The sequence below is a fragment of the Micromonospora sp. NPDC047467 genome (genome assembly GCF_040643095.1).
GTDB lineage: Bacteria > Actinomycetota > Actinomycetes > Mycobacteriales > Micromonosporaceae > Micromonospora.
On the sequence record NZ_JBEYTO010000005.1, the window covers coordinates 182,480 to 197,934 of the forward strand.

Annotated in this window: 12 protein-coding genes; 11 read left to right on the plus strand and 1 reads right to left on the minus strand. The window is 73.6% G+C overall.

What is annotated here, in order from left to right; all coding sequences use genetic code 11:
• Positions 1-41: 41 nt before the first annotated feature.
• The 6 genes from ABZ780_RS16305 to ABZ780_RS16330 all read left to right on the plus strand — a co-directional run bounded on the left by ABZ780_RS16305 (position 42) and on the right by ABZ780_RS16330 (position 6,688).
• On the plus strand, positions 42-653 hold the full coding sequence (locus tag ABZ780_RS16305) for a PadR family transcriptional regulator (protein WP_357486505.1): 612 nt from the start codon (positions 42-44) through the stop codon (positions 651-653).
• Between the two features lie 99 nt (positions 654-752).
• A complete protein-coding gene (locus ABZ780_RS16310; RefSeq protein WP_357007568.1) occupies positions 753-1,454 on the plus strand; it encodes a response regulator transcription factor in 702 nt (233 codons plus the stop codon).
• On the plus strand, positions 1,451-3,007 hold the full coding sequence (locus tag ABZ780_RS16315; protein ID WP_357486507.1) for a HAMP domain-containing sensor histidine kinase: 1,557 nt from the start codon (positions 1,451-1,453) through the stop codon (positions 3,005-3,007). Before ABZ780_RS16310 ends, ABZ780_RS16315 begins: the two co-directional genes overlap by 4 nt.
• Positions 3,008-3,069: 62 nt before the next feature.
• Positions 3,070-4,626 (plus strand): trypsin-like peptidase domain-containing protein, encoded by a 1,557-nt coding sequence (locus ABZ780_RS16320; RefSeq protein WP_357486508.1) that lies wholly within the window; start codon positions 3,070-3,072, stop codon positions 4,624-4,626.
• A 175-nt stretch (positions 4,627-4,801) separates the two neighbouring features.
• The gene (locus ABZ780_RS16325; protein WP_357486510.1) at positions 4,802-5,476 is read left to right on the plus strand and encodes a BON domain-containing protein; all 675 of its coding nucleotides are present in this window, start codon (positions 4,802-4,804) and stop codon (positions 5,474-5,476) included.
• Between the two features lie 156 nt (positions 5,477-5,632).
• Positions 5,633-6,688, plus strand: a complete 1,056-nt coding sequence (locus tag ABZ780_RS16330) for a glycosyltransferase family 4 protein (protein WP_357486641.1) — start codon at positions 5,633-5,635, stop codon at positions 6,686-6,688.
• A 25-nt stretch (positions 6,689-6,713) separates the two neighbouring features.
• Here the strand turns inward: ABZ780_RS16330 and ABZ780_RS16335 are convergent, their stop codons facing one another.
• On the minus strand, positions 6,714-8,210 hold the full coding sequence (locus ABZ780_RS16335) for a protein kinase (RefSeq protein ID WP_357486512.1): 1,497 nt from the start codon (positions 8,208-8,210) through the stop codon (positions 6,714-6,716).
• A gap of 166 nt (positions 8,211-8,376) precedes the next feature.
• Here ABZ780_RS16335 and ABZ780_RS16340 point away from each other — a divergent pair, with 166 nt between their 5' ends.
• From ABZ780_RS16340 to ABZ780_RS16360, 5 genes are all read left to right on the plus strand, one after another.
• Positions 8,377-9,210 carry a patatin-like phospholipase family protein gene (locus ABZ780_RS16340; protein WP_357007581.1) on the plus strand — a complete coding sequence of 278 codons (834 nt, stop codon included), beginning with the start codon at positions 8,377-8,379 and terminating at the stop codon, positions 9,208-9,210.
• Complete coding sequence (locus ABZ780_RS16345) at positions 9,210-10,226, plus strand: 1-acyl-sn-glycerol-3-phosphate acyltransferase (RefSeq protein WP_357007584.1); 1,017 nt, start codon at positions 9,210-9,212, stop codon at positions 10,224-10,226. Before ABZ780_RS16340 ends, ABZ780_RS16345 begins: the two co-directional genes overlap by 1 nt.
• A gap of 9 nt (positions 10,227-10,235) precedes the next feature.
• Positions 10,236-10,556, plus strand: coding sequence for a divalent-cation tolerance protein CutA (gene cutA, locus ABZ780_RS16350; RefSeq protein ID WP_357007586.1), 321 nt, complete (start codon positions 10,236-10,238; stop codon positions 10,554-10,556).
• A 47-nt stretch (positions 10,557-10,603) separates the two neighbouring features.
• Positions 10,604-14,179: a hypothetical protein gene (locus ABZ780_RS16355; protein WP_357486514.1), complete on the plus strand. Its 3,576-nt coding sequence runs from the start codon at positions 10,604-10,606 to the stop codon at positions 14,177-14,179.
• A gap of 141 nt (positions 14,180-14,320) precedes the next feature.
• Positions 14,321-15,373: an acyl-CoA desaturase gene (locus ABZ780_RS16360; protein WP_357486515.1), complete on the plus strand. Its 1,053-nt coding sequence runs from the start codon at positions 14,321-14,323 to the stop codon at positions 15,371-15,373.
• The last annotated feature ends 82 nt before the right edge of the window (positions 15,374-15,455 follow it).

A 15,455-nucleotide genomic window follows, 5' to 3' on the forward strand; every position in this document is an offset into this window, starting at 1 on the left:
CTCCTCGCTCACACCGTGGAGGCCGACGAGAAGGAGCTGCCGTGACCGCCGTGTTCAGCCACGGACGGCTCCGGCTCTACCTGCTCAAGCTCCTCGACGACGGCCCGAAGCACGGCTACGAGCTGATCCGCCTGCTGGAGGACCGGTTCCTCGGGCTCTACGCCCCCAGCGCCGGCACCATCTACCCCCGCCTCCGACGGCTGGAGGTCGAGGGCCTGGTCAGCCACACCGCCGCCGGTGGCCGGAAGACGTACGAGATCACCGACGCCGGTCGTGCGGAGCTGCGCCAGCGGGCCGACGAACTGACCGTGCTGGAGGCGGACATCGCGGCCACGGTGGCGGACCTCTCCACCCGGGCCGGCGAGATCAGCAGCAAGGTACGCGGCCCGGTCCGCGACCTCAAACGGGAGCTGAGTGAGGCCACCGGACAGACTCGGCGTACCCGGTGGGAGGTGTCAGCGCCGCTGCCCGGGCCGGCCTCGACCGCCGGGCCGCATGACGCGCTGGTCGACGAGTTCGACAAGCGGCTGGCCGCGTTCACCGGCGAGGTGCGCCAGCTGGTGCGCGCCCGGCAGTTCAGCGACACCCAGCTGCGCACCGCGACCCGGCTCCTCGACGGCGCCCTGGACGGGCTCCGCCGGTTGCTGCGCTGACGGCGGCGCCGCCGCCGGCGTGTGGGCCGACCGGTTACTCACAGGCATTTTTCAGGAAGCGTCCAGCGGTGGCGCAGTGAGGTCGCCGATGATGGGCCCATGCCGGCTACCCAAACCGAGGCGCGACTGCTCGTTGTCGAGGACGACCCCAACATCCTCGAGCTGCTCTCCGCGAGCCTGCGCTTCGCGGGCTTCGACGTGGCCACCGCGACAAGTGGGAGCGCGGCGCTGAACGCCGCCAAGGACCACCGGCCCGACCTGGTGGTGCTCGACGTGATGTTGCCGGATCTGGACGGTTTCGAGGTCATCCGGATGCTCCGTGAGGGCGGTACGCGTACCCCGGTGGTCTTCCTGACCGCGCGGGACGCCACCGACGACAAGATCCGTGGGCTCACCCTGGGCGGCGACGACTACGTCACCAAGCCGTTCAGCCTGGAGGAGTTGACGGCCCGGATCCGCGCCGTGCTGCGCCGCACCACGACCGGCGAGCAGGCGCCGTCCCGGCTCACCTTCGCCGACCTGGAGTTGGACGAGGAGACCCACGAGGTGCACCGGGCCGGGCAGCGGGTGCAGCTCTCGCCGACCGAGTTCAAGCTGTTGCGCTACCTGATGCTCAACGCCAACCGGGTGCTGTCCAAGGCGCAGATCCTCGATCACGTCTGGAACTACGACTTCCGTGGTGACGACAACATCGTCGAGTCCTACATCTCCTACCTGCGGCGCAAGATCGACACAACTCAGCCCCGGTTGATCCACACCCTCCGCGGCGTGGGGTACGTGCTGCGCAAGCCGGCGGCGTGAACGCGGTCCAGCAGGCGAAAGGGCGGGTCCGCAGCGTGCCGCTGCGGGTGAAGCTTGTCACTTCGGTGCTCACGCTTGTCGCCGTCGCGCTGCTGGTGATCAGCTCGCTGACCGCGTACTTCTTGCGCAACTACCTGCAAGGCCAGGTGGACGGGCAGATCAGGTCGACCGCTCAGGGGGTCGGTCAGCTGCTTCCGAAGCTGCGCAGCGGACAGGTCAACGCCATGTTGCCCAGCGACTACGTCGTGTCGGTGGCTGACGAGCAGCGGGTCTACCCGGCGATCTACGACGACATCAGTCTCGATCCCGTTCAGCTGCCCACCTTCCCCCCCACCCGTGATGGCTTCGAGGAATTGGAGGGGGAGCCGCGGACGGTCGTGTCCCGTGACGGCTACACCCGGTGGCGGGTCTACTACGCGGCCCAACCGGACGGTTCGGTGCTGGCCGTGGGTCTGCCGTTGACCGAGGTGGACCGGGCGGTGAAGCAGCTCGTCTGGATAGACCTGCTGGTGGGCGGCGCGGTGCTGATCCTGCTCGCCTCGGTGGGCGCGGCGATCATCCGGACCAGCCTCAAACCGCTGGTGGAGATCGAACGGACCGCCGCCGCCATCGCGGGCGGTGATCTGACCCGCCGGGTGCCCGACCCGGAGGAGGGGCAGGAGTGTCCCACCTCCGAACTGGGACGGTTGTCCCGCGCGCTGAACGCGATGCTCACCCAGATCGAGGCCGCGTTCACCGCCCGAGCCGCGTCGGAGAGCGCCGCCCGCTCGGCGGAGAGCAGCGCCCGGGACGCGGCTGCCGCCGCCCAGGCGTCCGAGGCGCGGGCGCGACGCTCCGAGGAGCGGATGCGGCGGTTCGTCGCGGACGCCTCACACGAACTGCGTACGCCGCTGACCACCATCCGTGGCTTCGCCGAGCTGTACCGGCAGGGCGCGGCGCGGGCACCGGAGCAGACCGCCGGCCTGCTGCGCCGGATCGAGGACGAGGCGGCCCGGATGGGGTTGCTGGTGGAGGACCTGCTGCTGCTCGCCCGGCTGGACCAGGAGCGGCCGCTCTCGCTGGCCCCGGTGGAGCTGCCGGTGCTCGCCTCCGACGCGGTGCAGGCGGCCCGGGTGATCGCCCCGGACCGGCGGATCGAGCTGGAGATCGAGCCCGGTTCGGGGCCGTTGGTCGTCTTCGCCGACGACGCGCGGTTGCGTCAGGTCATCGGCAATCTGGTGACCAACGCGTTGACCCACACCCCGCCCGACGCCCAGGTGAGCCTGCGGCTGCGCGCCGAACCGGGGAACCTCGCCGTGGTGGAGGTGGCCGACACCGGCCCCGGTCTCTCCGCGGAACAGGCGGAGCGGGTCTTCGAGCGGTTCTATCGGGCCGACGCGGCGCGGACCCGGCGAGCCGACGGGATCACCAGCACCGGCCTTGGCCTGGCCATCGTCGCGGCGCTGGTAGCCGCTCACCACGGCTCGGTCGAGGTTGTCGAGACGCCGGGCGGCGGGGCCACCTTCCGGGTCCGGCTGCCGCAGGTGCCACAGGTCGACGACGGGGCGGAGTGACTTTCAGCCAACTTCCAGGACGATTCCAGGTTGGTCGCAGTGCCCGGGGAGAAGGTAGTTCCATGACCGAGTTCGAGTCCGACCCGCAGCGCCGGCCGGCACCTACCGACGCCGAGCCGTCGCACCCCACCGCCGAGCTGCCACGCGACGTGCGCGCGCAGTCCGACTCTCCGACCACCCCCGTCCCGACCAGCGGCGACGCGGAGAACACCACCGCGACCTCCGCCGCTGCCGACGCGCCGGCCCCCACCCCCGGGTACGCCGGCCAACCGACCGGTTACGAACCTCCGACGGCCACCCCCTCCGCTGCGCCGTACCCGGTCTCCGGCCACCCGGCGCACGGCCAGCTCGGCTATCCGCAGCAGCCCGCCGGCCAGTACCCCGCCGCAGCCTGGTACGCGGGTCAGCAGTCCGGCTGGGCCAGCGGGGGCCAGCCGGGCATGGCCTACCAGCAGCACGCCCAGCACCAGCAGCACCAGCAGCACCAGCAGCACCAGCAGCACCCGGGGCAGCCGGTGCCGCCGTGGGGTCCGCAGGTCACGCCGCCCGGCACCGGGCCACGGCCGGGCCGGATCGCCAAGTTCGTCGGCGCGGGTGTCGCGGTGTTCGCCCTCATGCTCGGCTCCGGCGTGGCCGGTGGAGCGCTCGCGCTCGCGCTCGACGGCGACAACGGCGTCACCCGCACCTACACGGCGGCCCCGGTGCTCAACAGCGCCGACCTGCCGAAGATCGCCGCCGCCGTTCAGGACAGCGTCGTCTCCATCGCCACCAACAGCGGTGAGGGCTCCGGCGTGGTGCTCAGCGCCGACGGATACGTGCTCACCAACAACCACGTGGTGGCCTCCGCCGCCGGGGACATGGTCCAGGTGGTCTTCGCCGACGGTAAGAACGCCCAGGCGAAGATCGTCGGCACCGACCCGAAGACCGACCTGGCAGTGGTGAAGGCCAACGGCGTGAGCGACCTCAAGCCGGCCACCTTCGGCGACAGCGACGCCATGCAGGTCGGCGACCAGGTGCTCGCGCTGGGCAGCCCGCTCGGCCTACAGGGCTCGGTGACCGCGGGCATCGTCAGCGCCCGGGACCGCACCATCCGGGCCGGTGACAACCAGCAGCCCCAGGACCCGAGCCAGCAGGGCCAGGCGGTCAGCTCCATCTCCGGCCTGCTGCAGACCGACGCCCCGATCAACCCGGGCAACTCCGGTGGCGCGCTGGTCAACACGCGGGGCGAGGTGATCGGCGTCAACACCGCCATCGCCACCTCCGGTCAGAGCACCGGCAACATCGGCGTCGGCTTCGCCATCCCGAGCAACAAGGCCAAGGACGTCGCCGGCAAGCTCCAGCGCGGCGAGAAGGTCAGCCACCCGTCGCTCGGCGTCGGCGTCAACCAGGCCGAGGGCGGCGGCGCGTTGGTCGCCTCGGTCACCCCTGGCAGCCCCGCCGACAAGGCCGGCCTCCAGCGCGGCGACGTGGTCACCCGCTTCGGCGACAAGGCGGTCAACGACTCCGACGACCTGGTCGGCGCGGTCCAGGCCGGCAAGGTCGGTGACCGGGTCGAGGTGCAGTTCAAGCGCAACGGCACCGAGAAGTCGGCAACCGTGACGCTCGCCGAGACGTCCTAACCGATACACCAACCTGCCTCCCTCCGGCGGCGGGTGGCGGAGCCAAGGGGGTTGGCTCCGTCACCCGCCGCTTTTTTCGCCCTGGACGGCGGTTCACCCGGATCGGGTGAACCGCCGTCACCCGTTGGCCCGGCACGTTCGGCAGGCGAGCCGGCGACGTACGGGGGTGGGGGCCATGAGCACGGTGGCGGTGGGTGTTCGCGACGACCAGCGGATCCAGCGCGATGTCCTGGCCGAGCTGGCCTGGGATCCACAGCTGCAACCGAACGAGATCGGCGTGGCCGTCGACCGGGGCGTGGTGACCCTGACCGGGTTCGTGGACGGCGCCGCGCGAGGTTGGGCCGCGATCCGCTGCGCACAGCGGGTCCGTGGGGTCCGCGCGGTGGCCGACACCATCGAGGTACGCCTGCCGGGGACACCAGGGCGTACCGACGCCGATCTCGCCATCGCCGCCTCCCGGGCACTGGAGTGGGACAGCTTCGTGCCCGCCGAAGCGCTGGACGTGACGGTGGCCAACGGCTGGCTGATGCTGCGCGGCGAGGTCGAGTTCGGGTGGCAACGCCGCGCCGCCGAGGGAGAGCTGCGCCGCCTGGACGGCGTACGCGGCATCACGAACCTCGTCGAGGTACGACCGTCGGCGTCACCGGCCGGCGAGGAGCTGCGGCAGGACGTCCAGCGGGCGCTGGCGCGGACGCTCGGCGCCGATCGGGTGACGGTGGACGTGGATGGCGACACGCTGGTCCTCGCCGGGGTGGTGCGTTCCTGGTGGGAGCGGGACCAGGTCGAGCGGGTGGCCTCGTCCGCACCGGGGGTCCGGGTCGTCCACGATCAGCTCCTGGTGGGCGGGTGAGCGTCCGTCTTGTCCGGTTTACCGACGACGCCATGGGGAAACCGCCGCGGACGCGCCGACCGGCGGCGACACCTGACCGGGGATCAACGGGGAGGACTCGTGGCCGTGAACCACCCGCCTGCCGACCGCCCGCCGCAGCGGTCGTTGCGCATCGCGATGGTGGTCCCGCCGTGGCTGTCCGTGCCGCCACCCGGCTACGGCGGCCTGGAGCAGGTGGTCGCCGCCCTGGTGGACGCGTTGACCGCGCACGGGCACGCGGTGACTCTCTTCGGTGCCGGTGACCAGCACGGCACCGACGCCGACGGCTTCGTCTCCACCGTTGCCGAGGTCCAGTACGAGCGGCTCGGCGAGTCGCTGCCGGAGCTGGCCCACCTGGCCCGGGTCAACCGCATGATCAGCGCGTCCGACTTCGACGTGATCCACGACCACACGACGATCGGCCCGTTGGTGGCCGGCCGCCGGGCCGTACCGACGGTCGCGACCGTGCACGGCAACCCGGTGGGGGAGTACGGCGATGTGCTCGGCGACGTCGACGAGGGCGTGGCACTGGTGGCCATCTCGCACGCCCAACGCCGGCTGAACTCGACCCTGCCCTGGGCCGGCACCGTGCACAACGCACTGGACCTGCGCGGTTTTCCGCGCAAGACCGAGCCCGGCCCCGGGCCGGTGCTGTGGCTGGCCCGGTTCAGCCCGGACAAGGGCCCGGAGGTCGCCATCCGTGCCTGCCGGGAGGCTGGGCTGCCGCTGCTGCTGGCCGGCAAGTGCAACGAGCCGGCCGAGCGCCGCTACTACGATCAGGTCGTCGCGCCACTGGTCGACGATGACGTGACAGTCGTGCTCAACGCCGACCGTGCCGAGACACTGCGGATGCTTGTCGACGCCCGCTGCCTGATCATGCCGATCCAGTGGGACGAGCCGTTCGGCATGGTGATGCTGGAGGCCATGGCGACCGGTACGCCGGTGGTGGCGCTCGACCGCGGCGCGGTGCCCGAACTGGTGCTGCCCGGTATGACCGGGCTGGTCTGCCAGCGGCCCGACGAGCTGCCTGCCGCGCTGCGGGCGTCGGTCGAGCTGAACCCCGCCGACTGCGTGTCGCACGTCGCGGAGAACTTCTCGGTGGAGCGGATGGCGTACGGCTACGAGGACATTTTCCGGCGCGTCGCCCTCGGTCGGCCCGAGGTCCGCGAGACGGCCCAGGTCGCGGCCCGCTGACCCACTCCGTAGCGGCGGGCCGGGATCAGACCCGGGCCGCGCCCAGCTCGGCGATGGCGGCGTCGAGCCGCTGCGCGTACGCCGGGCTGATTCCGCCCTCGCCGAGCCGGACCGTGACCTTCTCGCGCAGCCGGGCCACCGGCGGGGCCAGCCCGTCCCGGCCGGAGCTGACCGCGGCGGTCAGGTTGCGCAGCTCGTTGCGCAGGTCGAGGGCGATGTCGGAGCGGATCTCGCCGGCGCTCAGACCGGCCTCGATCAGGCCATCGACCCGGTTGGCGGCCTCCACGAGAGTGCCCGGTGCCGAGGTGGGGCCACCGGTGGCCGGCAGCGCCGACGGCGACGGCCGGGACGGCTCGCTGGCCGGCGGATCGGACGGCGCGTCGGTCGGCGCGGGCGCCACCGGGCCGGTCGAGGGCTGCGTCCGGTGATCCGGTTGCCGATCGGGCAGCAGGGCCACACCGACCAGCGTCAGAGCGACCGCCAGGGCCGCCGGGATCAGCAGCAGCGCCAGGCGTCGGCGCGACGGGCCGGGCTCGTCGCCACCCGAACCTGCCGCCACCGTCGCGCCGGTCGCGGTCTCTGCCGGAGCCCCGGTCGCCTGCCCAGCCGTCGGGTCGGTGGCCGGCAGGGCCGGTGCCGTTGGCATGGTCAGGGTGGGTACCCGGACGGCGGCGGTCGGCGGATCGGCCGGTGACAGGTGGCCGCGCAGCACAGTGGCAACCTGCCGGGCCGTCGGCCGGTCGGCTGGGTCCCGGGAGAGACTGCGCAGGCAGATCCGGGCCACCGGTGGCGGCAGCTCGGGCAGCTCGGCCAGCGTCGGCGGCAGCCCGTTGGCCAGCGCGTCGCTGAGCTGCTCCCAGGTGTCCGCCGGGTACGGCACCCGGCCGGTGAGCGCCTCGTGCAGCAGGACGCCGAGCGAGTAGACGTCGGTGGCCGGCTGGGCGGGTGCGCCGTCGAGCCGCTCCGGGGCCACGTACGCCGGGGTGCCGAAGGTCTCCCCGTCCTCGTCCTCGTCCGGCGCGCCGATGCGGGTGGCGATGCCGAAGTCGAGCACCTTGACGCCCGCCCCGGTCATCATGACGTTGGCCGGGGTGATGTCCCGGTGCACGATGCCGAGCCGGTGCGCGGCGGCCAGCGCGTCCGCGACCTGGGCGCCGAGCGCGACCGCCTCGGGCCACGGCAGTGGCCCCTCGGTCAGCCGCAGCTCCAGCTCCTCGCCGCTGAGCAGCTCCATCACCACGAACGAGGTGATGGACCCGTCCGGGTCGACCGTCTCGCCGTAGTCGTGGACCGACGTCACGTGCGGGTGCACCAGTTGGGCGGCGGCTCGGGCTTCCTCCCGCACCATGCCCCGGAAACGCGCGTCCGCGGCCAGCGACGGCGCGAGCACCTTGAGCGCCACGACCCGATCGAGCACCTCGTCGCGGGCACGCCAGATGACTGACATGCCGCCGGCCCCGATCTGGTCGACGAGCCGGTACCTACGGGCCAGCAATCGGCCCGGATGCAGTGCTGCGTTCACGGATCGCACCTGCCCTCTGGGGTGGGAGCGGTATCAGGTTGCGCGAATGTGTCCTGCCTGTCAACGGCGACCACACGAGTCGTCGGCGCGTGGTGCCCGCTGCGCGCCGACCGTCCTGCGACGGTGGCCCACCGGCCGGCGGCGGGCCCGTGCCAGGATGAGAGGCATGGCGGGGGGACCGGTGGCGTTCGTCCTCGGCGGCGGCGGAGTGCTCGGCGCGGTCGAGGTGGGCATGCTGCGCGCCCTGTTCCGCGCCGGCATCCAACCCGACATCGTGCTCGGCACCTCGATCGGCGCGGTGAACGGCGCGCTGGTCGCCGCCGACCCGACCGAGGCGGTGACCGACCGGCTGGTCCGGCTCTGGGCGTCACCGGAGGCCAGCGAGGTGTACGGCGACTCGGTCGCCCGGCAACTGCGCCGCTTCGCCGCCCGTACCCACCTGCACTCGCCCCGGCCACTGCGCCGGCTGCTGGAGTCCGAGTTGGGAGTGGACACCACCTTCGCCGACCTGCGGGTGCCGTTCCGCTGCTGCGCCGCGCACATCGAGCGGGCCGCCGAGCACTGGTTCACCAGCGGCCCGGTGGTGCGGGCCGTGCTGGCGTCGGCCTCGGTGCCGGGCCTGCTCCCACCCACTGAGATCGACGGGGCGCACTATGTGGATGGTGGCATCGTCAACTCCATCCCCATCGGCGAGGCGGTGGCCGTCGGCGCGACCCAGATCTTCGTCCTGCAGGTGGGTCGGATCGAGCGGGAGTTGACGCCGCCCCGGCGGCCGTGGGAGATCGCGCAGGTCGCGTTCGAGATTTCCCGCCGGCACCGCTTCTTCCGGGAGATGGCCGCGCTGCCCGAGGGGGTCGAGGTGCACGTCCTGCCGACCGGTGGGCTGAATCCCCGCGACGACACACCGTGGGCGTACCGGGACATGGCGGCGGTGGGACGGCGGATCAGCCGCGCGTACACCGCGTCCCGCCGGTACCTCGCCGCCAACGTGGAGCGGTGATGCCGCTGCCCCCGAGGTGGCTGCGCCGGTTGTTGATCGCCCCCGCCGTGGTGCTGCTGGCGATAGCCGTGGTGACCACGCTGCCGGTCTGGGCGCTGCTCGCCGCGGCCGCGTCTCCGCTGGTCAAGGGTCGGCTGCGCCCGCTGCGCCTGCTCTGGATCGGCTGCGTCTACCTGGTCTGGGACGCTGCCGCGCTGCTCGCGCTCTTCATCATGTGGGTCGCCTCCGGGTTCGGCTGGCGCACCCGCTCGCCGGCCTTCCAGCGCGCACACTACGTGTTGGCCGGCTGGTTCCTGCGGGTGCTGTTCTGGCAGGCCCGCTGGGCGCTGCGGCTCAGCATCGACGTGGTCGGCACGGATCCGGACACCGCGCTGCCCGGCCGGCCCGAGCTGGTGCTGTGCCGGCACGCCGGGCCGGGCGACTCGTTCATCCTGATCCACGGGCTGTTCAACTGGTTCGACCGGGAACCGCGGATCGTGCTCAAGGACAGCCTCCAGTGGGACCCGGCGATCGACGTGCTGCTCAACCGCCTGCCCAACCGGTTCATCGCCCCCACGCCGGAGCGCGGCGAGGAGACCGTCCGCATGGTCGGGCACCTGGCCGCCGGCCTGGACGACAACGACGCCTTCGTGATCTTCCCGGAGGGTGGGAATTTCACTCCCAAGCGGCGGCTGCGCGCCATCGCCCGGCTGCGCTCCCTCGGCCTGGAGCGGATGGCGCTGCGGGCCGAACGGATGCGCCACGTGCTCGCCCCGCAGCCCGGCGGGATGCTCGCCGCGCTGGACGCCGCCCCGGACGCCGGGGTCATCTTCGTCGCCCACACCGGCCTGGACCGGATGCTCACCGTCGCCGATGTGTGGCGGGAACTGCCCATGGACAAGCGGATCGTGATGCGGTTCTGGTCGGTGCCCCCGGAGGAGGTGCCGACCGGCCGTCAGCAGCGCATCGACTGGCTCTATGACTGGTGGGCGCAGATTGACACCTGGATCGCGGCCAATCGGGACGGTCCCGCGTAGGGTTCGGTCGTGGACCAGATCTGCGTGGTGACGACGGTGGTGGATGCGCGTTCGGTCGCCGACGTGCTGGCGGCCGCGGCCGTCGCCGGGCGGCTCGCCGCCTGCGCCCAGGTCGGTGGTCAGGTGGACAGCACCTACTGGTGGCGTTCCGGGGTGGACACCAGCACCGAGTGGTCCGTGCAGTTCAAGACCGCACCGGATCGGCTCACCGCGCTGGTGGACCAGATCCGGGCCAGCCATCCGTACGAGGTGCCGGAGATCCTGGTGTCCAGGGTGGAGAGCGGCGACCCCGGGTACGCCACCTGGGTGCACGATCACACAAGACCCTAGGTACGCGCACTCTGGGCAGCCTTCGATCTTGCCTGGATGATGGCCGCGTGGACGATACCCGCTACCCCTGCCCCGCCTGCGGTGCCTCGGCTGATCTGAAGGCCGGTTGCACCGGCTGCCGCCGCCCACCCGACCCGGTCGCGGCCGAGGTGGTCCGACTGGGGCGGGAGGTCGCCCGGCTGGAGCCGGAGGTGGAGCGGGCTCGCCGGACGTACACCGAGTTGGCCGGACAGCTGACGGCCGCCTCGCGGCGGCGGGCCGAGCTGGCGGCGGTCGTTCGCGCGGCGCGGATGGTCGCGTCGGGGCCGCAGGTCGCTCAAGCGCCGCAGGTCGCGCCAGGGCTGCCGGTCGCGCCCGCGCCGGGGCGGCCCTTCGCGCCGGCGCCGGTGGTCACGATGGGTTCGACCCCGGGTGCGGCCGAGACCTCGACCCGGACGGTCCAGGGCCTGCTGTTCGTCCTGGGTGGACTCCTGCTCGGCACCGCGGCGGTGGTCTTCACGGCGGTGGCCTGGGCGTCGGTGGGGGTCGGCGGCCGGGCGCTGATCCTCGCGGCGGTCACCGCGCTCACCCTCGCCGTCCCGCTGGTGGCGGTCCGTCGAGGGTTGCGTGGCACGGCGGAGACGTTCGCCGCGGTGGGGTTGCTGCTCGTGCTGCTCGACGGGTACGCGGCCTGGTCGGTGAACCTGGGTGGGGTGGCCGGTTGGCCGGGGAGCCGGTACGCCGCGCTGGTCGGGGGGGCCAGCGCGGCGGTCGCCGTGGGGTACGGCCGGTGGAGCGGGTTGACCGGGCCCTGGTTCGCGGCCCTGCTGGCCGTCCAACCGGTGCTGCCGCTGCTCGCCGCCGGGGCCGGTCCCGATGCGGCCGGCTGGACGTTTGTCCTGCTCGGGGTGGCCTCGCTGAACCTGGCGGTGCTGCTCAAGCTGCGCGGCGGGGCGGGGTCGGCCCGGCTCGTCGGCCAGGTCGTCGCCGGGATCGGTCACGTCGCTGCGCTGGTCTGTGCCACCGGTTTTGCCCTGGTGCCGCTGCTGGTCGGGCGGGCGGCCGGCTCGTCGTTGCTGGCCGGGGTGCCGATGCTGCTGGTCGCGCTTGCCGCGCTCGGGGCGGCCCAGCTGATCGGTGGCCTGGCGCTGCGGGCCGTGGCCGCGGGGCTGCTGGTGCCGGTGCTCGCCGCCGCGCTGCTGCGTCCGGTGGGCGAGCTGCGGTCGTCGCTGCTGCTGGTCGCGGCGGCGGCGGTGGCGCTCGGGCTGGCCGGTGCGGTGCGGCTGCTGCCGGCCGGTTGGCGGACCGGCCCGCGCGTCGGGTCGCTACTGGTCTCGGCGATTACGGCGCAGGCGGCGCTGCTGATCACCGTCGCGCTGGCGTTCGTCGCCGCCGGCCGGTCGCTGCCGCCGTGGGACGGGGCCGGGCTGGGGCCGGACCTGGCCTGGGGCTGGCAGGTCGCCCCGGCCGTGGCGTTGACGTTCGGTGCGGCGGCGCTGCTGCTGCCCCGGGGGGTGTGGGTGCCGCTCGCGTCGGCTGGCGCGGTCGCGGTGCTGCTCGCCGTGCCCGTCGGTTGGACGGCGTCGTGGCAGGCGGTGGTGGCCGTGGACCTGGCGGGCGGGGTCGTGCTGCTGCTCGCCGTGCTGGCCCGCCCAGCCACCCGCCCGGCCACCCTGCTCAGTTGGGCCCTCGGCGGCGCTGTCCTGTTCGCGCACGCGCTGCTGGTGGCCCTGGCCGCCCCGACCGGGTTCCTGGTGGTGCTCGGCACCATCGCGGTGCTCGGGGTGGCACTGGCGGTGCGGCGGGCCGTCGGTGCGTACCAGTGGGTGGCGGGTGCCGGTCTGCTGGTCGCGCAGCTCGCGCTGCCCGGCATCGCCGTGGTGGCGTTGTTCGCGGCGGGCGCGCCGACCTGGTGGCAGGCCCGCGCCGCGCTGGTCGCCGCCGGGGTGGCGCTGGTCGGGGTGCTCGCGGTGCGTCGTCACCGGACGAGCCTGACCGGGTACGCGGTGACCGGCGCCGTGATCGCGGTGGGCGCGTCCGGGCTCGCGCCGCTGGTCGTGGCGGGGGACGAGCCCGTGACGCTGTACGCCGCGCTGGCGGCGTTGGGCGTCGCGCTCGTCGCCAGGTGGGACCTGTCGACGTCCGGTGCGGGCCCGGTCGGCTCGGGGGAGCAGGCCGCAGCCGGTGTGACGTCGGGTGCGGGGCCGGCGGTCGGGGGGCCGTCGGCGGTCGGGGGGCAGCCGGCGGCCGGCCCTTCGGGGGTGCTGTCGGCGGCGGGTGTGGTGCTGGCGGGGGTCGCCGTGTTGGCCGCGCTGCCGGCGGTGGTGACCGCACTCGTCGCGCCGTACGACAGGTGGGGGAGGGTCTGGTCCGGTGTGCCGGCCGTCGTCGCCGAGCCGGAGCGGTTCCCCGCCGGGCTGGCGCTGGTCGCGGTGACGATGGTCGCCGTACTGGTCGGTCGACGGGTGCGCCCGACGTGGCTGCCCGCGCTGCCGTTCGCCGCGGCCACGCTGCCGGTGCTGCTCGTCGCGGTGGGCGCGCCCTGGCCGGTGCTGCCGGCCGCCGTGCTGCTCAGCGGGGTGGCCGCGCTGGTGTTCGCCGCCCTGGCCACGCCCCGGCCGGCGCTCGCGTCGATCGCCGTACCCGTGGGGGTGGTGCTGGTCGCGGCCGGGGTGGTGGGGCTCCTGGCCAACCGGGCGGGCACGCTCGCCGCGGAGGGGGTGCTGCTCGTGGCGGCGGTGGTTATCGCCGTCGGGGCGCGGATGGTCGAGGTACGCGTCGTCGGCTGCCTCGCGGCGGTCGGGGCGGCGTGCGCGCTGGCGGTGACCGCTCCGCTGGCTGGCGGGCTGCCGTTGCGGGCGGCGGCGTACCCGCTGCTGGCGGTGGCCGCAGTGGTCCTCGCCGTCGCCGCGGTCACCGCACGGCCGCGGCCCGGAGGGGTGGCCGTGGCTTCCGCTGTCCCACCGTCGGCACCGCGTGCCCTGGTCAGTCCCGTGTTGGACGCCGCCGCGCAGGCGGTGGCGGTGGTGGCGGCGCTGCTGGCCGTCGAGACGGCGCGGCACTTCGCGACCATCTGTGTGCTCTGGGGTGTGGCCGTCGCGTTGCGGCTGCTGCGCCGGGGCGAGTCGGCTGGCCGGCGGTGGGTGTTCGCCGTCGTCGCGGCCGGCAGCGAGCTGCTCGGGGCGTGGGTGCTGCTGGCAGCCGGCGGGGTGACCGTGCTGGAGGCGTACACCGTGCCGGCGGCGGCGCTCGCCCTCGGCGCGGGCCTGCTGGCGTTGCGCACCCGGCCCGGGTTGACGAGTTGGCCGGCGCTCGGCCCGGGGCTGGTCGCGGCGCTGCTGCCGAGCCTGGTGTCGGTAGTGGTCGGGTCGGACCCGCAGCCGTGGCGGCGGTTGCTGCTCGGTGCGGTGGCCCTCGGCGCGGTGCTGGCCGGAGCCAACCGCCGCTGGCAGGCCCCGGTGCTGCTCGGCGGCGTGGTGCTGGCGGTCCTGGCGCTGCACGAACTGGCCCGTGGCTGGGACCTGCTGCCCCGGTGGATCTACCTGGGCGCCGGCGGGTTGGCGCTGATCGGGCTCGCCGCCAGCTACGAGCGGCGTCGTCGCGACCTGGCCCGGCTGCGCGCCGCGGTGGCCCGGCTGGGCTGAGCGCGAGCCGGAGTGGGGGGTAGGGCTCGCCCTACCCCCCACTCGGGGGTTGCCAGGGTTACTCAGCGCAACTATTTGCCGGAGACTCAAGGTGAGCCCGGGCCACCCCGGTACGGGTGTGATCGGAAACGGGGAGCAGCGATGGCGCTCGGAGCGGTGGCAGAACCGCCGGTACGACGGCGAGGCAGTGATTACGCACAGTTGTCCCGACGGATCAGCCAGGCCGGCCTGCTGGAGCGGCGCCCTTCCTCGTACGTCGCCCGGATCGTGCTCACCCTCGGTGCCTTCGTGGCCGGCTGGGTCGCCGTGTTCCTGGTCGGCGACTCCTGGTGGCAGCTGCCGCTCGCGGCGGTGATGGCGGTGGCCACGACCCAGGTCGCGTTCCTCGGTCATGACGCCGGGCACCGCCAGATGTTCCGTCGGCGTGGCCCCAGCGAGCTGGTGGGGCTGGTCGCCGGCAACATGACGGTGGGGATCAGCTACGGCTGGTGGGTCGACAAGCACAACCGGCACCACGCCAACCCGAACCACGAGGACGAGGACCCGGACGTCGGCGCGGGCGCCCTGGTGTGGACGCCCGAGCAGGCGCTGGAGACCCGTGGGTTCGGCCGTTGGATGGCTCAGCGGCAGGCGTACCTCTTCTTCCCGATGCTCTTCCTGGAGGGGCTGAACCTGCACGTGGCGAGCATCCGGGCGATCGTCGGCCGGGGCTCGGACGGCCGGTACACCACGCCGATGCGGCACCGCGCGGTCGAGGCGGGGCTGCTCGTCGCGCACACCGCCGGCTACGTGGCGTTGCTGCTGGCGGTCATGTCGCCGGGCAAGGCGCTGCTCTTCGCCGCCGTGCACCAGGGGCTGTGGGGCCTCTACATGGGCTGCGCGTTCGCGCCGAACCACAAGGGCATGCCGATGCCGACCGCCGAGGAGGAGTTGGACTTCCTGCGCAAGCAGGTGCTGACCTCCCGCAACGTGCGGGGCAGCCGGTTGGTGGACACCGCGTTGGGTGGGCTCAACTATCAGATCGAGCACCACCTGTTCCCGAACATGCCCCGGTCCAACCTGCGCCGGGCGCAGCCGATCGTTCGGGCGTACTGCGCCGAGCAGGGCGTCTCGTACGCCGAGACCGGGCTGGTCGAGTCGTACCGGCAGGCGCTCGGTCACCTGCACGAGGTTGGGCGGCCGCTGCGCGGATAAGCGTCCGGGCTGGCAGTCGACAAGGTGGGGCGGTGCCACGAGGCACCGTCCCACCTCGTCGTGTCGGGCCGATCGACACCCC